This window comes from Nonomuraea sp. NPDC052129 (genome assembly GCF_040680095.1).
Classification (GTDB): domain Bacteria; phylum Actinomycetota; class Actinomycetes; order Streptosporangiales; family Streptosporangiaceae; genus Nonomuraea.
The window spans coordinates 82,796-101,814 of the sequence record NZ_JBFAVX010000040.1 but is presented as its reverse complement, the minus strand read 5'-3'; the positions used below and the strand labels follow the sequence as shown (position 1 = coordinate 101,814).

The following is a 19,019-nucleotide window of genomic DNA, read 5'->3' as shown; positions in this document are numbered from 1 at the left end:
CGCGAAGCTCGCCGTCCAGCGGCACCGCCGCCCACATGGCCGAGATCCGGCTCGAGCCGGCTGGCGACCGGCTCGGCCCTCCCCGCCACGCGAACCTGAACTTGAGGAATTCAGGCGCGGCCCGATGGCGCGCCTCTGGCGAAGCCGGGCCGTTGCCCGGCCAGTTCAGCGACGTCCTCGGCTGTGACGACCAGCAACTTGTGTGCCAGGTCGGCCAGTGCGCGGCCTGCCGCCAGCTCGTCACCGATCTCTGGCACCGATCGGTCGATCGGATTGCGGCGCGCGGTCCCGACTCCGGCCAGACTGGTCCTGTCCCGAGTGAACAGGACCGCTCGGGCAGAGGTGCCGTCGCCCTCTTCGGTGATGTCGATCCGTACGGACCATTCCTTGGCTTCCATGGCAGAAATCTCTCCTTCTCCACGGTCCCCGGCCATCTTGTGCCGTTACGCAGCCATAGCGTTCAGGCCCGGGTCTCCCGAGGCTCGACGTGGGCATCCGGCCCTGGATAGACCAGCGTTTCGTGCTCCTCGTCGAGCCAGTGGACGTCATACGGCGGCGTGCCGTCATCGTGGTGCAGAGCGATGATGACGCCGATACGGCGCTCCTCCCCCAAGTGAGCGCTCTCGATCACCAACCGGTCTCCGACTGCTGCCTTCATGACTTCTCCCCCCTTCGACCTCGGTCGGTGTCGCCGCCGCCCGTGCCGTCCCGGCCGGCCGCGAACAGAGTGATGGCCGACCTCCCTTCTTCTCTTCTAGTTGACCTACGCGTGGACTTGGCGGCTAGAGGCCAACGTCCTTTCATTGCCAGAGGCCGAAGTCCTCCGCCGCGTAAGGAACCGGGGACAGGGCTGCGGGGCGCACCCGCGCGATCGGGCTTCCGGTGACCAGGCCGCTGGTTTCCCGGCCGCCGATCATCTCCAAGTTTTGGGACATCCGGCCCTGCCCGGTTAGCCACCGAGGAGCTGAAATGGAGAAGGGGGAATGTACGATGCCTGATCTGATCGTGGTGGGTGTCGATGGTTCGGTGCCCGGATTCGACGCCGTGGCATGGGCGGCCGACGACGCCTTTCGGATGCATGTGCCGCTGCGTAGCGTCTGTGTGGTGGAAACCTGGCCGTACCAGGTGCCGCAGATTCCCGCACCTGAGTGGGACGAGGCGCTGATCGAGAACGCGCGGAAAATCCTGGCACAAGCCGAGGAGATCGCGCGCGAACGCCAGCCTACCGTCGAGGTGAGTACCGAGGTGATGACCGGAACACCGGCGGCCGTCCTTCGCCAGCAGGCCGGCGACGCGATCGAACTGGTGGTCGGTAGTAGAGGGCTGGGTGGCTTCGCCGGGGCCGTACTTGGCTCGGTCAGCATGAACCTCGCGGGCCAGGTGCCGGTTCCGGTGGTCGTCGTCCGGCCAAGGGCCGCTGTGGCCCACGGTGAGGTCGTCGTCGGTCTCGATGGCTCCCCTACGTGCGAGCCCGCCCTGGCCTACGCCTTCCGGCAGGCCGAACTGCGCGGAAGCACATTGCGGGCGGTATACGCCTGGGCGCTGCCGTTCGCTCTGGCCGCCGGCTTCTCCTGCGACTTCGAAGCGTTGCGTGAGGCCCACCAGCACGTCGCCGAGGAACAACTCGCGTCGTGGCGGGAGAGATACCCGCGGGTCAAGGTGATCGTGGACGTGCGGTGCGCCCACCCCGTCAATGCGCTCGCCGCCGCCGGTGACCGGGCCGACCTGCTGGTCGTTGGCTCGCACGGCAGGAACGCGATCGGGTCGATCGTCCTCGGCTCGGTCAGCCGAGGCGTCTTGCACCACACACACTGCACGGTGACAGTGGTGCGCGCCAAGGACGCACCTATTTCGGTATGACGTCCGCTGCCTCGCCACGCCAGGGAGGGCGGCAAGAAGCCCAACAGCAGCGCCCCTTCCTCGGAACCGAACTCAACACCGACTTCTGCGCACTCGCCAAAGCTCGCCTCCTCGCCTACTGCACATCCCGCGAAACCGGGTCGGTGACAGCGGTGAACTCGGCTCCCGTTTCGACGGTGACGTGCTGATCGGGCGGGAGCGGCGGCGCCGGGGGCAACGCCGGCGGGGTGAAGCGGCGCAGCCGGTTGGCATTGCCCACCACTGACAGCGACGACAGTGCCATCGCGGCGGCGGCGAAGACAGGGCTGAGCCGGATGCCGAGGAAGGGGTAGAGCACCCCGGCCGCGACCGGGATGCCGACCACGTTGTAGACGAACGCCAGGAACAGGTTCTGCCGGATGTTGCGCATCGTGGTCCGCGACAACCGTACCGCGGTAACCACCCCGCCGAGCGCGCCGGAGATCAACGTGATGTCGGAGGCCTCGATCGCCACGTCGGTGCCGGTGCCGATGGCGAAGCCGACATCGGCCTCGGCCAGCGCGGGCGCGTCGTTGATGCCGTCACCGACCATGCCGACCCTCGCCCCTTCTCCCTGCAGGCGGGCGATCTCGGCAGACTTGTGCGCGGGCAACACCTCGGCCAGCACCCGGGTGATGCCGACCTGGCGGGCGATGGCCTCGGCCGTCCGCCGGTTGTCCCCAGTGATCATCACCACCTGAAGTCCCAGCCGCTGCAGAGTCGCGACGGCCTGGCGGGAGTCGTCCTTGACGGTGTCGGCCACCGCGATCACCCCAGCGGGCTCGCCGTCCACGGCGACCATGATCGGGGTACGGCCCGCCCGGGCCAGGCGATCGGCCTCTTCCTCAAGCGCCGAGGTGTCGCCGAGCAGGCGCTTCCCGCCGACCAGCACACGACGCCCCTCGACGGTCGCCGCGATGCCCTGCCCGGTGACCGAATCGAACTCCGACGGCTCGGTGAGGATCAGGCCGCGCCCGGTCGCGCCCTCGACCACGGCCTGGCCCAGTGGGTGCTCGGAGGAACGTTCGGCACAGGCGGCCAGGCGTAGCACCTCATCGGCTGCCCAGTCACCGTACGGAACGACGTCCGTGAGCGCCGGCTTGCCACGAGTGATGGTGCCGGTCTTGTCCAGGACGATCGTGTCGAGCTTGCACGCGGTTTCCAGGGCTTCGGCGTCGCGGATCAGGATGCCGGACTGAGCCCCCTTCCCGGTGCCCACCATGATCGAAAGTGGGGTGGCCAGCCCAAGCGCGCACGGACAGGCGATGATCAGTACGGCTATCGCCGCCACCAATGCCAGCGTCAACGTCGGCACCGGTCCGGCGACGAACCACACGGCGAAAGTCACGATCGCGATGGCAATGACCACCGGGACGAAATAGCCGGACACCAGGTCGGCCAGCCGCTGGATCGGCGCACGGGAGGCTTGGGCGGCCTGGACCAGACGGATGATCTGAGCCAGCGCCGTCTCCGCGCCGACCTTCTCGGCCCTGAACGTGAACGATCCCGTCTGGTTGACCGTCGCGCCCACCACGTCATCGCCCGGGCCCTTGTCCACCGGGATCGACTCGCCGGTCACCATCGACTCATCCAGCGTCGAGCGCCCCTTCACGACGACCCCGTCGACCGGAACCTTCTCGCCCGGCCGTACGACCACCGCATCGCCCGCCACGACGTCCGCGATGGGAATCTCGATCTCCGCACCGTCGCGCTGAACCCGGGCAGTCCTGGCCTGCAGACCGATCAGTTTGCGGATCGCCTCGCCGGTGCCCGCCTTGGCCCGCACCTCCAGCAAACGGCCGAGCAGGATCAGCGTCAGGATGACCCCGACGGCCTCGTAATAGACGTCACGAACCCCCTCCGGTAGCGAGCCGGGCGCGACCGTGACCAACAGGCTGTAGCAGAAGGCGGCACTCGTACCCAGCGTGATCAGGCTGTTCATGTCCGCCGAGCGGTGCCGTAGAGCGAGCCAGCCCACGCGATGGATCGGCCAGCCTGTATAGAACATCACTGGCGCGATCAGCGCGAGCTGCACCCAGCGGTTGAGCAGGAACTCCGGGATCCATCCCGCGCCGAAGAGCTCATGCGCCATGACGACGAACGCCACAGGCAGGGTCAGCACAGCCCCGACCAGGACCCGACGCGACAGGTCGGCGATCTCGGCACGCCGCTCCGTCGCCTCGACATCCTGTGACGGCAGTTCAGTCGACAAAGGTGCGGTACTCGCAGCGACATCGTGACCGCCGCCGGAGCCCGGTTCGACGATCAGGCGGCCGTGCACCATGTTCATCCCGCAGGCGAAGCCGTACTCCCCCGCATCGCCAGGCCGCAACTCCACTGTGGTCTTGGCGAAGGCAGGCAGCGCCCGGCTGACGCCGAAATCGGCGAACACCACCCGGGAGGTGCAATCACCGCTCTCTCTCCGGTTGAAGGTCAGCCGCACGGGGGTGCCCTGCCGTACCTGGATGATGTCCGGCGAGAAGCCGCCCCGCACGACGATCTCAATCTCCTGTACTCCGTCACGCAGCTCGGCCACGCTGCTCTTCCTCGGCCCGAAGAAGTACCAGCCGAGGAAACCCAGCAAGGCCAGGGAGACGCCGATCACGACCCAGTCAGTGGCGGTCATGGCCGGCCTGCCCTCTTGTGATCCTCGCCCTGACGATATCAAGCACGACGGTTTTCCCTCCGTCCTTCTCTACTACGCTCTCGCTAGCATGTGACGGAGGCTTCGCCGGTGCTATAGCAGAACGTCCTGATGATGGGGGTCGAAAGTCCCACTGACGGAGTGCTACTGGCCGTAGTAGATGTGGACGAAGCGCTTCATTGTCGAAGCTGACTCGCCCCCGCGCCGAACTCCACCACGGCACGGCCGCGCAACCTGCCGTCGCGCAGCAGTTCCAGAGCCTTCGCGATCTCGGACAGGTCGAACCGCTCGACCTCCACGCTGAGCTCCCCCGCGGCCAGGCGCTCGATCAGCGACGGGGCCACCTCGCGAGCCCGCCGCTCGTGCCGGACCATGTTGACCGGAAGCAGCGCCACGTCGTCGAGCAGCCAGGACGGCAGATCGACGGTGACGGACGCCCCCAGTACGTAGCCGATCACGACGGCCCGGCCGCCGGGACGGACCCAGCGCGAGCGCTCGACCAGTGCGCTCCCACCGAGCGTGTCGACCAGCAGGGACGCCGAGCGCGCCGCCGCCAACTCCGCGACCGCCTCGGCGTCGTCGGTGACCACCCCGCGGATCCCCTCGGGCACCTGACCGAGCTGGTCGGCCCGGCCGACCACCCCGGTCACCGTGGCTCCGGCCAGCCGGGCCTGCTGAGCCACCATGGCGCCGACCGCGCCGGCCGCGCCGGTCACGATGACCTCCTCGCCCGGCTCCAGGCGGGCGACGTCGTTCAGGGCGACGTACGCCGTGGTGGTCGGTACGAAGAACGACGCCGCGACCTCCGGGGGCAGCGGCGACGCCAGCGGGGTGACGGCCTTGGGAGAGACGCTGAGGCGTTCGCGCCAGCAGCCGTCGCGCAGCAGGCCGAGCGCGCCACCACGAAGGAGCACCTGCGTGCCCGGAGCCAGGGTGTCGGCGTCCAGGACCACGCCGGCGGCCTCGACACCGCCCACGTACGGAAGCGGGGGCTTCATGCCGAAAGACCCGCCGGCGACGGTCAGGTCCAGATGCCCCAGCGCCGCCGCATGTACCTCGACCAGCACCTCTCCGGGCTTGCGTACGGGCTCGGGCAGCTCCTCCACGACCGGCGGGGCGCCCCACTCGTGGAAACGGGCCCCGCGCATCAGCCGCGTCCCTTGCCGGAGAAGCCCGCCGCCGAGCTCTTGGCCAGGAAGGCCAGGCTGAGCGGGTTGTAGCGGGCGGCCTGCTCGTGCTGCGGCCAGTGGCCGCACTCCTCGAACAGCTCCAGCTCCGAGCCCGCGATGGCCTCGTGCATGGCGGTGGCCTCCGGCACGTCGCCGAACGGGTTCTTGCGGCCCCAGACGATCAGCGTGGGCTGGGTGATCTTGGCCAGATCGTCGCGGCGAAGGATGTTGCGCAGGCGGGTGTCCATGTCCTGCAGGCATAGCAGATTGTCGAGGTTGTCGACGAACTCGGGCTCGTGGTAGATGGCGTGGCGCACCTCCACCAGCTCTTCGGTGGCGTCGGCCGGATCGGCCATCAGCAGTCGCAGCCGCTTGCGGGTCAGCTCCACGTCATCGCTGACCACGGCCTCGCGAGTGCTCGTCCGGATCCGCTTCATGACCTCGGGGTTGGCCACGGTCCCGCCCGCGCAGAGCAGTTGCAGGCTGGCCACGCGGTCGGGGTGGTCGATCGCGGTACGGCCGCCGACCCAGCCGCCCAGCGACTCCCCCACGATGTGGGCGCGCTCGATGCCCACCGCGTCGAAGTAGGCCAGCAGGTGGTCGACATAGCGCGGGATCTCGTAGGCGTAGTCGGGCTTGCCCGTGTAGCCGTGGCCCAGCATGTCGATGGCGTGGCACTCGTAGTCCGCCGCGTGCGCGGGCAGGTTGCGGGTGAACGCCTCGAGGTGGCCGCTGGTCCCGTGCAGGAACACCACGGGCTCGCCTGACCCGGCCCGGAGGCTGCGGGTCCGCACTCCTGCGGCGTCCACGTACGAGACGCTCAGGCTCAGGGGGCTCAGTTCGGTCCAGATACTCATCGTCACCTTCAGCGGTCGAGAGCGGGCTTGTCTTGGTTGATGCGGTGCACCTGGGTGTTGCTGCGGACCGCGAGCAGGCGGCCCAGGATCGCGGCCAGCGCGACGACCGGCACGGCGATCAGCAGCTTCTTCGATCTGGACATGCTCATCTCCATGGGTCCTTGAGGGAGTTCAGGAACCCGGTGACCACCGCGTGGTAGGCGCCCGGTCGTTCCTCCTGCAGGTGGTGCGAGGCGTGGTCCATGATGTGCAGGTTCCCGCGCGGCACCATGCGGGCGAGCATGAGCGGATAGTCGGGCGTGAGGAAGGCGTCCTGCATGCCCCAGACGAACAGCGCGGGCGCCTGGATCTGGCCCAGTTCGGCGGTGAGGTCCTGCCATTCGCCGCGGGGCGAGTCCGACATGGCGGCCAGCTCCCGCTCACCGGGGTCCAGGCTCTGCTCGAAGCGCAGGTCCAGGGTGGCCTCGGGCAACCGGTCGCCGTCGTACCACTCCAGCCGGGTGATGAGGTCGCGCATCTTCTGCCGCGTCGGCCCCTCGCCGCCGTAGTAGGCGTCCCGGGCGGCGCGGCCGCGGCGGCCGTTCTCGGGTAGCGGCGCGAGCGGGCCGTAGAACACCGGCATGCTGCCGGTGATGACCAGGGAACGCACCCTGCCGGGGTAGCGGGCGGCCAGGCACAGCGCGATGGTGCCGCCCCAGGAGTTGCAGACGAAGTCGGCCTGCTCCACACCCAGCGTGTCCATGAGCGCGACGGTCTTGGCCGCGTGGAAATCCCACATCGGGCCGGTGATGAGGCACTTCTCCGACTTGCCGTACTGCAGGATGTCGACGATCAGGCAGCGGCGGTCCGCGGCGAACAGGGGCGCCACCGGGCCGAAGTCGCTCCATCCGGTGCAGCCGGGGCCGCCGCCGTGCAGGAAGATCGTGTCCGCCCCCGAGCCCAGGTCGAGGTAGTGGTATTTGACGCCGTCGGCGTCGGCGTACGAACCGGTGGGGGGTTCCATATCGCCTCCTTTAGTCATCGGTCTCGTCGTCATTAAGCTCGGCGATCTCGGCGCGCGTCCGCGTGGTGGTGTCGACGGCCACCCGTACGAGCACCTCGCACAGGCGGCGCATGGCTCTGACGTCGACGGTGTTCATCCCACGGGCGAAGTCGACGTCGAACTCGGTGGAGGCGACCTTCGGCATGCCCACCCGGGCGGTCGGGATCCCCCGCGCGCGCAGGATGTTGGCGTCGGTCGCACCGCTGTTGCCGTCGATGGGCTCGTGCGGGCGCCCGGCCACGCTCTCCCAAGCGCGAACCGCGCTGCGGATGACCCAGTCCTCCGGTGACGTACGCGTGCCGGGGATGGCCAGCACCATCTCGACCGTCAGCTCCACGCCCAGCTCGGCCGACAGCCCGCGGACGTACTCCGCCAGCTCCCGCTTGGCCGCCAGCGGCGTCGTGCCGGGCGCGATCCGCAGGTCGAGGCGGATGCGGCAGGCCGCGGGCGTGACCGCCGGCATCCGCTCCCAGCCGCCGGCGATCGAGCCGATGATCCCCTGAGGCGCGGCCGTCGCGGTGCGGTGCCGCTCGGGATAGGCCGCCAGCCACCCTTCCAGGCGCGTCACCACCTTGGCGGCGGTCACGATCGGATTCTGGTACGGCAGGCGGTGCCGGCTGCCGGCGTAGGTGTGGATGCCCGGTACGACGATCTCGAACCAGCACAGACCGACCTCTTCGTGCGCGACGAAGTCGCCCGGTTTGGCGATCACGGCGTAGTCGGGCTGCCAGCCGCGTTCGAGCAGGAAGGAGCAGCCGGCGCCCTGCCCGGTGTTCAGGCGGCCGGTGCCGTCGATGGCGTTGGTCGGCATGCCGCCCGCCCCGAAGGCGACCAGCAGGTCTCCGGCGGGCCGCACGCCCACCGAGGCCAGGGCCTCACCCACCATGAGGACGCACGCCGCGTGGCCCTTGGGGTTACTCGCGCCGAGGCCGGTGACGTAGGGGCCGTCGCACTGTGCCTCGGCCCGCATGTCGGGGCGCAGCCCGGGGCCGATCCACGGCACGTCCTCGTCCGGGTCGCCGGTGGTCAGGGTGTCGATCGGGGCGTACAGCATGAGGTCGGCGCCCGTACCATCGCCCCTCAGCCGGCCGATCGCGTTGGCCTGGCCGTCGTCGATGCGCTGCAGGTGCGACTCCAGGCCCGCGGCGGCGAGCCGTTCGGCCAGCCGCCGGGCCAGCGGCTCCTCCCCTCCGGTGGGGCTGGCGATGGAGGTGACCTCCACCGCGGCCTTGCGCAGCCTGGCCTCGGTGATCGTGGCGAGGGCCTGGGCCACCATCCGCTCGCGCTCGTCCTTGTTCATATCGATCCGGCGGGCTCGATGATGGCCACCCCCATGCCGGTCAGCCATTCCGGCATCGGCGCGTAGGCCAGCGTCCGGCCGGGCGCGAAGCCCAGCGCCGCCGCCATGGTCAGCCAGGTACGCAGCTCCTGGCCGCCGTTGCCGGCCACCGCCTCGATCTCCGCCGTTGACAGGTTCGCGTACCGCGCCAGCTCGCCCTTCTCCAGCGCGGCGAGGAACTCCTCGTCGAACTCGGGGAAGATGGTCGGCCGGGCGGCGGTGATGATCTGCCGCCTGCGCGCGTCGTACCGCTGCCAGTCGCCCCGGCCCTCGCGCCAGGCCTCGACCAGGAACTCCTCGTCCTCTCCTTCGGGGTCCTGCCAGCGGCTCGGCCACGGGAGCCGGTGCGACAGGCCGCCCGAGGCGATGACGGCGACCCGCAGCTCGTCCGGCAGCGCCGCCACCGCGGCGGCGATGTTGCGCCCCAGTTCGACGCAGCGCCGCATGAGCGGCAGCGGCGTGGCGAACACGTTGACCACCAGCGGGATCACCGGCACGCCGAGGTCACGTAGGAGGTACTGAATCGCGTGGCTCTGGCCGTGGTCGATCTGCAGCTTCGCCGAGATCGCCACCTCGGTACCCGCCGCCACCAGGGATTCGGCGACGGCCTGGGCGACGGCCGGGTTGGTGCGCTGGGGTCCCGACGGCGTCCCCGACTCTCCGGAGGAGACGACCTGGTCCACCCCGAGGGTGAAGGCGGGGATCAGGTCCAGCCAGAAGCCCCGAAAGTGGTTCGAGCCGATGATGATCGCCACGTCGGGGCGGGCTTCGGCGAGGGCGTCGCGGGCCGTGCCGAGCGCGTCGCGGAAGCGTTCGGCGTCCTCTTTGTGCTCGACCTGGTCCCAGTGCGTGTTCATGAGCGTGGAGTGGGACGCGCCCACGCCCAGGACGATCCTGGCCATCAGCCGGCCTGCTTCGGCGGCCGGGGGTCGTCGACGGCGAGCCCGGAGGCGCGCAGCCGTTCGATGCGCTCCTCTGTGACGTCCTCGGCGAGCTTGCGCCACTGCAGGAGCGAGTCGTCAGGACGATAGAGCCGTTCCGGCGGCGCGTCGGTCACCTCGACCATCCATTTGTCCTGGCCGGAGAACTGGCCGTGGAAGAGCCAGCGGACGGCGCCGAGATACTTGGCGTAGAAGGGCAGCGTCTTGACGCCCTTCTCGAAATTGGCCATCGCGCCGACATAGAGATGGTTGTCGGCATCGACGGGCACGTAGAACTCGTAGTGGATGAAGGTCGGGTAGACGATGCGCAGCACACCCGGCATGCTCACCGAGGCGAACCCGGGGAAGTCCTCGGCGGCGATGGCCGGGTTCACCTTCCGGTGGCTGCCCGTATTACCGATGTTGGCGACCTGCTTCGGCGGCTTGAGCTTGAACCACGCCTGGTTGTTCCACCGGCCGAGACCCGGGAAGTCGGCGTCCCAGTGCTGGGCCTCCTGCACCCGGTAGATCCAGCGGCCGCGACGTTCGATCCGCGTCTCGTTCCACACCGGCATGGCCTTGAACAGCCGCCACAGCGCGGTGCGGTGCAGGTACTTCGCGTGCCCCTCGTCATAGCCGTTCTCGCAGGCGAAGCGCCAGTTCCCCTCGCGCGCCTGGATGCGCGCGCCGATCACGGCGGGGTTGTCGCGCAGCTCCTCGGGGAGCTGGTCGTCGATGGGCGGCGCGTCCTCGCCGTCCCCCACGAAGATCCACACCATGCCGAGGCGTTCCTCGACCTCGTAGGTGGGCTGGGTCACCTTCCCGCAGATCGGCGACTGCGGTCCGTCGGTGATCGCCGCCTTCAGATCGCCGGTCTCCAGGTCGAAGGTCCAGCCGTGGTACGCGCACGAGATCGTGCCGGGGAACTGCTGGTTGCCGTAGCTCAGCGGCACGCCCCGGTGCGGGCACCGGTCCTTGAGCGCGTACGCCTTGCCGCCGTCACGGATGACGACGATACGCTCGCCGAGCAGGGTGATCGCCTTGGGCTTTCCCGTGATGTGCGAGGAGAACGCCACCGGATACCAGTAGCCGCGAAACCCGCTGTCGGCACCCTGGTAGTGGGGCCAGCTCGACCAGTCCTGGCGTCCGGGCAGCTTGCCCCGTCGTGACGGCCGGCGTCTGGCGACACCCCCGCTCGCAGCCGGCGCACCCGCCTCTGCACTCATTCTCGCCTCCGCTTCCCATGGCTTGTCGGATGGCCGGTAGAGGCGCTCAGATGCGCCGCTCGACCACGACACGCAGTTCACCACCGGCGCGGCCGGGCGGCCCAGCGGATCATCCCGCCCAGCGGACCGTGTCCCACTGAGCGAGCCGCGTTCCGGTCAGCGGTCCGCGACCTGCGAGTTCCCGTCGCCGGGGTGTGTAGCTTCCGTGGCTTGACAGGCGACTACCGGGAGGACCCAGGTGGAATCAGCATGATCCAGACCGACATCGTGATCATCGGAGCGGGACCGACCGGCCTCTACGGGGCCTACTGCGCGGGCTTCCGCGGCTTGCGGTCCGTGGTCGTGGACGCGTTGCCTCAGGTCGGCGGGCAGATTTCGGCGCTGTACCCGGAGAAGGAAGTACGGGACGTGGCCGGCATCCCCGGCATACTCGGGCGCTCGCTGGTGGACGCGCTGACGGCCCAGGCGGCGGCCTACGACCCGGTCTACCTGCTGGGCAGGCAGGCCGTCGAGCTGCGCCGCGACGAGAGCGGGCGGCCCGTGGTGGTCCTGTCCGACGGCACGGCCGTACACGCGCAGGCCGTCATCCTCACCTCGGGCATCGGGACGTTCACCCCGCGTCCGCTGCCGGCCGGCGAGGAATGGCTCGGCCGGGGGCTGACGTACTTCGTGCCGGACCCGTCGGAACACGCCGGCCACGATGTCGTGGTCGTGGGCGGCGGGGACAGCGCGGTCGACTGGTCGCTCGCCCTCGCGCCCCTGGCCAGGTCGGTCACCCTGGTGCATCGCCGGGCCGCGTTCCGCGCGCACGCCGCGGGCGTCGAGGCCGCCCGGGTCGCGGGGGTACGCATCGTGGTCGACAGCCAGGTGGTCTCCCTGTCCGGCGGCGAGCGGGTCGAGAAGGCGCACCTGCGTACGCGGGGCGAGGGGGACCGGGCCCTGCCCGCGGACTCCGTCATCGCGGCCCTCGGATTCATCAGCGACCTCGGCCCGCTCGCGGACTGGGACCTGGAACTGCGCGGCAGGTCCGTCCTGGTGGACCAGCGCATGCGGACCAACCTGCCCCGCGTGTACGCGGCCGGCGACCTCACCGAACACGCGGGCAAGGTCCGCCTGATGTCGGTGGGCTTCGGCGAGGTGGCCACCGCGGTGAACAACGCCGCCGTCGAACTCGACCCCGAACTGGGCCTCTTCCCCGGCCACTCCACGGACGCCGCCTGACCCCGTACCCCACCCAGAAGACAGGAGAGATCCATGAGCTATGTCATCGGCCCGGCCTGCATCGACGTCAACGATCGCGCGTGCGTGGACGTATGCCCCGTCGACTGCATCTACGTCGGCGACCGCAAGAGCTACATCAACGCCGCCGAGTGCATCGACTGCGGGGCCTGCGAGCCGGAGTGCCCGGTTGAGGCGATCTTCGTCGACCGTACGGCGCGCGGCGACGAGACGCGCACGCTCTTCCTCCAGGACGCCAAGGACTTCTTCACCGAGGTGCTGGCCGGCCGCGACGAGCCGCTCGGCAACCCGGGAGGCGCCCGCAAGGTCGGCGACCTCAACACCGACACCGCGCTGGTGACCGGCTACGACGGCTGAAAACCGCGGATGTCCGGGGTGAGCACTCCGGACATCCGCGGTCGGTGAACCTCCTTGACGCGCGCTTGTCCGGGATCAACACCGGACATTCGCGGCCATCAGCGTCCGGTGAACCGGGGCGGGCGCTTGTCCAGGAACGCCTGGAGTCCTTCGGCGGCATCGTCGGTGTGGATCAGCTCCATGACCGCCTCGCGCTCCACTTCGAGCGCCTCTTCGATCGGCAGGCCGTACCCGGCGTCCACGACGTGCTTGAGCAGGCCGATCGTACCGGTCGGCTTGGCCGCCAGGCCCTCGGCATGCTCGGCCACCACCCGGTCGAAGACCTGGTCGTCGGCCACCACGTCGACCAGCCCCAGGTCGAGCGCTTCGCCCGCCGACAGGCGGGTGCCGTCGATCATCAGCCGCTTGGCCCGATGCGGACCGAGCAGGCGCGGCAGGCGCTGGCTGCCGCCCGCCCCCGGGAACAGCCCCAGGTTCATCTCGGGGAAGCCGATCGTGGCCGAGGCCGCCAGGATACGCAGGTCACAGGCGAGGGACAGCTCGGCGCCGCCGCCCAGGGCGTGACCGTTCATCGCCGCGATCACCGGCTTGGGCGCCAGTTCGAGCAGGCGCTGCACCTCGATCCAACGGCGCATCTTCACGTGGTTGGCCGTCGAGAGGTCCCGCATCACGGCGATGTCCGCCCCCGCCACGAAGAAGCGGCCGGTGCCGCGGATGACGAGGCAGCGGACCGTGACGTCCTTGGCCAGCTCGGGGATGATCTCCAAGAACTCCTCGATCATCGCGGGGTCGACGGCGTTGGCGGGCGGCCGGTCGATGACGATGGTGGCCGTCCCCCCGTCGCGCCGTACGTCCAGGACCGGCCGGTTCGGCTGGTTCATCGAGACTCCTGAGTGTCGAGACCCCGGACTTCAGCCGCGGGGAGGAGGTCGTGGGTCAAGGGGGCGGGTGTCATTCCAGGACACCGCAGCCGCGTAGCCGCTGTCATTCCAGGACGCCGGCGTCGCGTAGCCGGGCGAGCTCTTCCTCGTCCATGCCGAGCAACTCCTTCAGCACCGCGTCGGTGTGCTCGCCGAGCAGTGGCGCCGGTGCCGTGAGCGCCCCGGGAGTGTCGGACATGCGGATCACGATGCCCTCGTGCCGGACCGGACCCGCGATCGGGTGATCCAGCACCGGGTAGAAGCCACGCGCGGCCAAGTGCTCGTCGGCTTCCACCAGGTCCCGCCCGGTGGCGACGACGGCGGCGGCTATGCCCAGCTCTTGCAGCTCGGCCGCCAGTGACGCGCCGTCGTGTCGCGAGCACCAGACCGCCAGGGCGTCGTCGATCTCGTCCTCGCGCCCGCGCCGCTCCTCCAGCCCGGCAGACGCCAGCGCGGCCAGTTCCGGCGCTCCGGCGTGCTCGGCGAGGCGCCGCCATTCCTCGTCCCCGCGTACGGCCAGCGCGAGCCAGCGATCGTCGCCGCTGGTCGGATAGACGCCGTGCGGCACCATCCGCGGATGCCGATTGGGCCGCACCACGGCACGCGAACCGCCCGGCTCGCCTTCGGCACGCGAACCGCCGACCTCGCCTTCGGCACGCGAGTCTCCGAGCTCGGCTTCGAGTACGGCCGGTCCCATCGACGCGGCCATCGCCTCCAGCTGGGAGAGATCCACATGACCCGCCCGACCGGCCGCGATCATGTCGAGCACGGCCAGGACGGCCGAATTGGCGGCCACCATGTCCCCCAGCCCGAACGTCAGCCCCTGCGGACCTTCCCCGGGATCGGCGGTCTCGCTGGTGAGCCCGGACATGGCGGCGAGCGTGTCGGCGAAGGTCACCGCGTCCCGCCACGGCCCGCTCTGCCCGACCCCGGCCATCGACACCAGGATGACGCCGGGGTTCAGCTCCGCCATCTGGTCATAGGACAGCCCCCACTTGGCGAGCACGCCGGGGCTGAAGTTCTCGATGACCACGTCGCACTCGGCGACGAGCCGCCGCAGCACCTCGCGGCCCGGCTCGGTACGCAGGTTGAGCGCGACGCCGCGCTTGCCCCGATTGAAGTTGATGAAGTAGCCGCTGTCGTCGAACCCAGCGTCGGGGCGCAGCCTCATCGACGGGGCGAAGCGCGTGGGATCCTGCCGGTGCCGAGATTCGATCTTGATGATGTCCGCGCCGTGCTCCGCCAGCGTCTTGGTCGCGTACGGGCCGGCGAGCACCCAGGTCAGGTCCAGAACACGGACCCCCGCCAGCGGGCGCCCAGTGCCCGTCGCCGCCCGGCGGCCTCGGGGGTGCGCGGTCCGCCAGGGGGCCTCGACGGGGGCGGGAAGCGGCTCGGTGAGGCGTACCGGGCGCGGTGGCTCCGCGGCGGGGAAGGGGAAGCCCACGTCCGTGACACCGTCCGCCGGTAGGCCCTCGCCCAGGATGCGGGTGAAGAAGCCGCGCGCGACGAGCTGGGGGTTGGTGGGCAGGCGCGCGGCCGTGGCGACCTCCGCCCACGGCAGCGCCCGCGCGCGCCCTTCCTCGGCCACCGACGCGGCGGAGCGTTTCGCCACGAACCTGGCCACGATCTCGTCCACGTGCTCACGGCCCCGCCAGCGGAAGACGGGATCGGACCACTTCTCCTCGGTCAGGTCCGCCGCCTCGCCCGACTCCGCCATCCAGGCGAGCAGATCCGTCCACATGCGGTCACTGCCGGAGTATCCGCCCGCGACATGACCGTCCGCGGCACGGAAGACGCGGTGCGCCACGTGCTCGTACACCCCGCCATTGCGGGAGGGGTACCGGCCGGCGTGGATCCAGGAGATGGCGGCCGTCTCCAGCGTGGCGGCCACCGCCTCCTGAACGGAGACGTCGATGAGCTGCCCCCGCCCGGTACGGTCGCGTGCGATGACACCGAGCAGCGCCGCGATGGCCGCGTGCGCGCCCGCGAGCTGGGTGGCCTGCTCGCGGGGCGGCGGCTTGGGCTGCCCGCCGGGCTGCCCGCCCAGCCAGCCCATGCCACCGGCGGCCGCGGCCACGAGATCGTCGGCTCGCCAGGCGCTCCGGGGACCGCTCGTGCCGAACGGCGTGACCACGACATGGACGGCCCGCGGCCAGCGCGACGACACCGCGCCGGATCCCGCGCGCACGCCCGCGAGCTCTTCGAGCGGGCCGCTCTCGATCACCACGTCCGCCTGCTCCACGAGCCCGTCGAGCACCTCGGCGCTCTCGGGTATGCCCACGACCCGCTTGCCCGCGTGCCAGTGCAGGGTCTCCGCGCGCGACAGCACCGCAGCGGCCGGACGTTCGACGCGTACGACATCGGCCCCGAGCCCCACCAGCAGCCTGGCCCCGTTGAAGGCCAGCTCGTCGGTGAGGTCCAGAACCCGCAACCTGTCCGGCACACCCGCTCCTCTCAGCGGCACGTATTGACGGCTCGAACGTAGAGCGCGGGATCGCCGGGGCGCGACCATCCCGGTCTGTCCAGCGGTCCGGCCGACCATGCAGGTCTGTCCAGCGTCCGCGCGGTCAGGCGACCCCCGCGCCGGAGTCCCACGCGTCCGGCGGCACTCCGTCGCCGCGCAGCTCACCCTTGACCACCTTCGTGGCGGCGTTACGCGGCAGTTCGTCGAGTACGCGCACGAAACGCGGGACGGCGTGGCGCGGGAGCCGGTCGAGGCACCAGGCGTACACCTCCGGCGCGCGGACGACGGCTCCGGGCGCGGCGCTCACCGCCACCAGCACCTCCTCCTCGGTCAGCTCGGAGGGCACACCCACCGCGGCCACGTCGAGGACACCGGGCATCGCGGCCACCACCTGCTCCACGTCCCAGGTGGCGATGTTCTCGCCGCGCCGCCTGATGACGTCGGCGCGACGGCCGGCGAAATAGAGGAAGCCGTCGTCATCGAGCCGGCCACGGTCCCCGGTCGTGAACCAGCCGTCGCGCAGGACCTTCCCGGTAGCGGCGTCGTCGCCGGCGTACCCGCTGAAGATGATCGACCCGGCCCTGGGCCTCGCGGTGATCTGCCCCACCTGTCCCGCCGGGAGCGGCCGGCCGTCCTCGTCCCTGATCACCACCTCGTACTCCGGGACGGGCCGGCCGGCCGAGCCCGGCCGCCGGACACTGGCCGTGCTCACCGCCACGTCGGCGAGCTCGGTGCACGCGTACGCCTCCAGCAGCGGCACGCCGAACCGGTCCTGGAAACGCCTCGTCAGAGCTTCCGGCGCCGGTCCCCCATAGGCGCGGCGCACTTGGTGGAGACTGTCGGACTCGGTGGCCGGAGCCCGTTCGAGGATGGCCGCCACGGCGCCCATGAAGTTGAACGCCGTGACCCCCTCCCGCCGGCAGATGTCCCAGAACCGGGAGGCGGAGAAGCGCGAGTGGGCCACCAGCGTGGCACCGGAGATCAACGCGGGCAGCAACCCCGCGTGCCTGACGTTGATGTGATTCCAGGGGAACATGTTGAACAGCACGTCCCCCGGCTCGTACCCCATGGCCCTGGCCACCCGCCGGGCCTGCCGGACGCCGGCGAAGTGCGGTAGCAGCGCGCCCTTGGCCCGGCCGGTGGTGCCCGAGGTCGCCATGACGACGGCCGGATCCGCCGGTCCCGGACGCCACTCCGGCAGGCGGCGCGGATCGGCGAGCAGGTCGTCCATGTCCACCGATCCCGCCAGCTCGGCCCGCGCCCGCTCGGTCACGAGCACCACGCGCTCCATCTCCGCGGCCAGAGCGACGAGATCGGGATTGTCACGTACGGCGTCCGTCCCGGCGATGAGCACGCGCGCCCCCGTGGCCCCGGTGAGGTGCCGAGCCGTGGGAAGCCGGGCGTCCAGAGCCAGCGGCACCTCGACGGCACCGAGCCTGGCCAGGGCGAACATCACCTCGACCAACCGCGGACCGGGACGCAGGCAGGTGACGACCCGATCGCCAGGGGACACCAGACCCGCGAGCCCGCGCGCGACGGCGGTGGCCCGCGCCCGGCACTCCTCGACGCGGAGCGACGTGCCATCCTCGAACCGCACGAGCTCCGCCTCCGGCGCGACGGCCGCGCGACGCTCCAGCACGTCGAGCATCGTCTCGGGCGAGGCCGTGACATCGTCCGCGTTTTCCATGGTCCCCCTCACGATCGGCACTATGTGAGGATGTCCCATGCCTCATCCCGGGGACGACAGCGGGTGGAGGTTTTAGGGGTGGGCCTCGACGAACGCGCGGAATTTCACGGGTGGGCCTCGACGAACGCGCGGATCAGGCCGAGCGCCGACAGATCATAGACCTCCTCCACCGCGTTGGCCGCCAGGTGGCAGATGCGGAAGCGGGCCGGCGGGGTGATGCCGAGCCGGGTGTTCTGCAGGTAGGTGTAGTTGATCAGGACGCGGTAGCGCAGGAAGTCCGGATCGGCGAAGACGCGGTCGTGGTAGGTCCGGCTGGAGAACATCAGCCGGTGGAAGTCGCTGAGCCTCGGGATGGCGAGCGCTTCCTGGTGGGAGCCGGGGCGGATGAGCCGGCCGCGGGCGATCAGCGGTTGGGCGCGGCGGCCGTACTCGGCGATCAGAGCGGCCCATTCGCGGACGAAAGGGACGGGCGCGCCGATGGCGCCTGTGGTGCTTTGGGCGCCTGTGCCTTCGGTGCCGGTGCCATCGATGCCGGTGCCTTGGGCGCCTGTGGTGGCGTCGAGGGTCGCGATGACCGCGCGCACCCCGTCGGTCAGCTCGTCTCGCCGGGCTTGGTAGTCCCGTTCGAAGCCGGCCCGTATGGCGTCGGGGTCGGCGCAGCGGGCAAGGAAGCCTTCGGCGTGGGAGCGGTAGGAGACGAAGCTGCGGGTGATCGGGCCCAGGGCGGTGTGGGAGGTGGCCAGCATCAGCGTCATGGCCAGGCCCTCCTTGGTGTCCTGGCCCGAGCGGACGTGTCGCAACATGTCGAGCAGCAGCGGGGTGCTGTCGGTGTAGAAGTCGGCCAGCAGGTCGGCGGCGTCCTCGTCCAGGGTCTGGTGACGGGTGTCGTAGGGGGCGTTGTGGAGGGAGTTGTCGGGATACCAGGGGGTGAGCGGGCCGGGGTCTTTCTCCTGTTCGGCGAGCACCCGATGCTGGGCGAGCAGCGCGCGCTGGTCGAGGACGGCGGTGGAGGGGTGGGCGCGCAGGTAGGTGCCGATGATTTCGTCGATGGCTTGCCGTACGGCGTCCGCCCAGGTGGCGGGGTCGGTCTTGACGTTGAGCCGCAGGTGGGGACCCCGCCGCCAGTGCCGTAGCACGTGGACGGCCTCGACGGTACCGCTCAGGTGGCGCAGCAGCGGGCCGACGGCGTCCAGCAGCAGGTCGTCCTGGCCTGGCACGTCGTGGTAGGAGATGTGGACGCTGTGCCAGCGGGACGGCTGGAGGGGGGTCATGGCGAA

At 70.5% G+C, this 19,019-nt stretch carries 18 protein-coding genes; 3 read left to right on the top strand and 15 right to left on the bottom strand.

Annotation, left to right across the window (positions count from 1 at the left end):
• Positions 1 to 110: 110 nt before the first annotated feature.
• The 3 genes from AB0L53_RS50820 to AB0L53_RS50810 all read right to left on the bottom strand — a co-directional run bounded on the left by AB0L53_RS50820 (position 111) and on the right by AB0L53_RS50810 (position 935).
• Positions 111 to 398 (bottom strand): DUF1876 domain-containing protein, encoded by a 288-nt coding sequence (locus tag AB0L53_RS50820; RefSeq protein WP_364011532.1) that lies wholly within the window; start codon positions 396 to 398, stop codon positions 111 to 113.
• A 62-nt stretch (positions 399 to 460) separates the two neighbouring features.
• On the bottom strand, positions 461 to 658 hold the full coding sequence (locus tag AB0L53_RS50815; RefSeq protein WP_364011529.1) for a DUF1918 domain-containing protein: 198 nt from the start codon (positions 656 to 658) through the stop codon (positions 461 to 463).
• A 142-nt stretch (positions 659 to 800) separates the two neighbouring features.
• Positions 801 to 935, bottom strand: a complete 135-nt coding sequence (locus AB0L53_RS50810) for a hypothetical protein (protein WP_364011526.1) — start codon at positions 933 to 935, stop codon at positions 801 to 803.
• A gap of 55 nt (positions 936 to 990) precedes the next feature.
• Here AB0L53_RS50810 and AB0L53_RS50805 point away from each other — a divergent pair, with 55 nt between their 5' ends.
• On the top strand, positions 991 to 1,860 hold the full coding sequence (locus AB0L53_RS50805) for a universal stress protein (protein ID WP_364011523.1): 870 nt from the start codon (positions 991 to 993) through the stop codon (positions 1,858 to 1,860).
• 115 nt (positions 1,861 to 1,975) lie between these two features.
• Here the strand turns inward: AB0L53_RS50805 and AB0L53_RS50800 are convergent, their stop codons facing one another.
• From AB0L53_RS50800 to AB0L53_RS50765, 8 genes are all read right to left on the bottom strand, one after another.
• Positions 1,976 to 4,504, bottom strand: a complete 2,529-nt coding sequence (locus tag AB0L53_RS50800) for a heavy metal translocating P-type ATPase (RefSeq protein WP_364011520.1) — start codon at positions 4,502 to 4,504, stop codon at positions 1,976 to 1,978.
• Between the two features lie 194 nt (positions 4,505 to 4,698).
• Complete coding sequence (locus AB0L53_RS50795; protein ID WP_364011517.1) at positions 4,699 to 5,670, bottom strand: zinc-binding dehydrogenase; 972 nt, start codon at positions 5,668 to 5,670, stop codon at positions 4,699 to 4,701.
• Positions 5,670 to 6,548, bottom strand: coding sequence for an alpha/beta fold hydrolase (locus AB0L53_RS50790; RefSeq protein WP_358541369.1), 879 nt, complete (start codon positions 6,546 to 6,548; stop codon positions 5,670 to 5,672). Before AB0L53_RS50790 ends, AB0L53_RS50795 begins: the two co-directional genes overlap by 1 nt.
• Before the next feature lie 8 nt (positions 6,549 to 6,556).
• Positions 6,557 to 6,691, bottom strand: a complete 135-nt coding sequence (locus AB0L53_RS50785; RefSeq protein WP_364011514.1) for a hypothetical protein — start codon at positions 6,689 to 6,691, stop codon at positions 6,557 to 6,559.
• Between the two features lie 2 nt (positions 6,692 to 6,693).
• Positions 6,694 to 7,551, bottom strand: a complete 858-nt coding sequence (locus AB0L53_RS50780) for an alpha/beta hydrolase (protein ID WP_364011511.1) — start codon at positions 7,549 to 7,551, stop codon at positions 6,694 to 6,696.
• A 10-nt stretch (positions 7,552 to 7,561) separates the two neighbouring features.
• Positions 7,562 to 8,890: a M20/M25/M40 family metallo-hydrolase gene (locus AB0L53_RS50775; protein ID WP_364011508.1), complete on the bottom strand. Its 1,329-nt coding sequence runs from the start codon at positions 8,888 to 8,890 to the stop codon at positions 7,562 to 7,564.
• Positions 8,887 to 9,831, bottom strand: a complete 945-nt coding sequence (locus tag AB0L53_RS50770; RefSeq protein ID WP_364011505.1) for a hypothetical protein — start codon at positions 9,829 to 9,831, stop codon at positions 8,887 to 8,889. The genes AB0L53_RS50775 and AB0L53_RS50770 overlap by 4 nt, the downstream gene beginning before the upstream one ends.
• A complete protein-coding gene (locus AB0L53_RS50765) occupies positions 9,831 to 11,075 on the bottom strand; it encodes an aromatic ring-hydroxylating dioxygenase subunit alpha (RefSeq protein WP_364011502.1) in 1,245 nt (414 codons plus the stop codon). The genes AB0L53_RS50770 and AB0L53_RS50765 overlap by 1 nt, the downstream gene beginning before the upstream one ends.
• 249 nt (positions 11,076 to 11,324) lie before the next feature.
• Between AB0L53_RS50765 and AB0L53_RS50760 the strand changes: the two genes are divergently transcribed.
• The gene (locus tag AB0L53_RS50760; RefSeq protein WP_364011499.1) at positions 11,325 to 12,296 is read left to right on the top strand and encodes an NAD(P)/FAD-dependent oxidoreductase; all 972 of its coding nucleotides are present in this window, start codon (positions 11,325 to 11,327) and stop codon (positions 12,294 to 12,296) included.
• 33 nt (positions 12,297 to 12,329) lie between these two features.
• Positions 12,330 to 12,671 carry a ferredoxin family protein gene (locus AB0L53_RS50755; RefSeq protein ID WP_357952134.1) on the top strand — a complete coding sequence of 114 codons (342 nt, stop codon included), beginning with the start codon at positions 12,330 to 12,332 and terminating at the stop codon, positions 12,669 to 12,671.
• 98 nt (positions 12,672 to 12,769) lie between these two features.
• Here the strand turns inward: AB0L53_RS50755 and AB0L53_RS50750 are convergent, their stop codons facing one another.
• From AB0L53_RS50750 to AB0L53_RS50735, 4 genes are all read right to left on the bottom strand, one after another.
• The gene (locus AB0L53_RS50750; RefSeq protein WP_364011496.1) at positions 12,770 to 13,552 is read right to left on the bottom strand and encodes an enoyl-CoA hydratase-related protein; all 783 of its coding nucleotides are present in this window, start codon (positions 13,550 to 13,552) and stop codon (positions 12,770 to 12,772) included.
• A gap of 103 nt (positions 13,553 to 13,655) precedes the next feature.
• Positions 13,656 to 16,034 (bottom strand): CoA transferase, encoded by a 2,379-nt coding sequence (locus AB0L53_RS50745; protein WP_364011493.1) that lies wholly within the window; start codon positions 16,032 to 16,034, stop codon positions 13,656 to 13,658.
• 124 nt (positions 16,035 to 16,158) lie between these two features.
• The gene (locus AB0L53_RS50740) at positions 16,159 to 17,742 is read right to left on the bottom strand and encodes an AMP-binding protein (protein ID WP_364011490.1); all 1,584 of its coding nucleotides are present in this window, start codon (positions 17,740 to 17,742) and stop codon (positions 16,159 to 16,161) included.
• A gap of 104 nt (positions 17,743 to 17,846) precedes the next feature.
• Complete coding sequence (locus tag AB0L53_RS50735; RefSeq protein WP_364011487.1) at positions 17,847 to 19,013, bottom strand: thiopeptide maturation pyridine synthase; 1,167 nt, start codon at positions 19,011 to 19,013, stop codon at positions 17,847 to 17,849.
• Positions 19,014 to 19,019 lie beyond the last annotated feature (6 nt).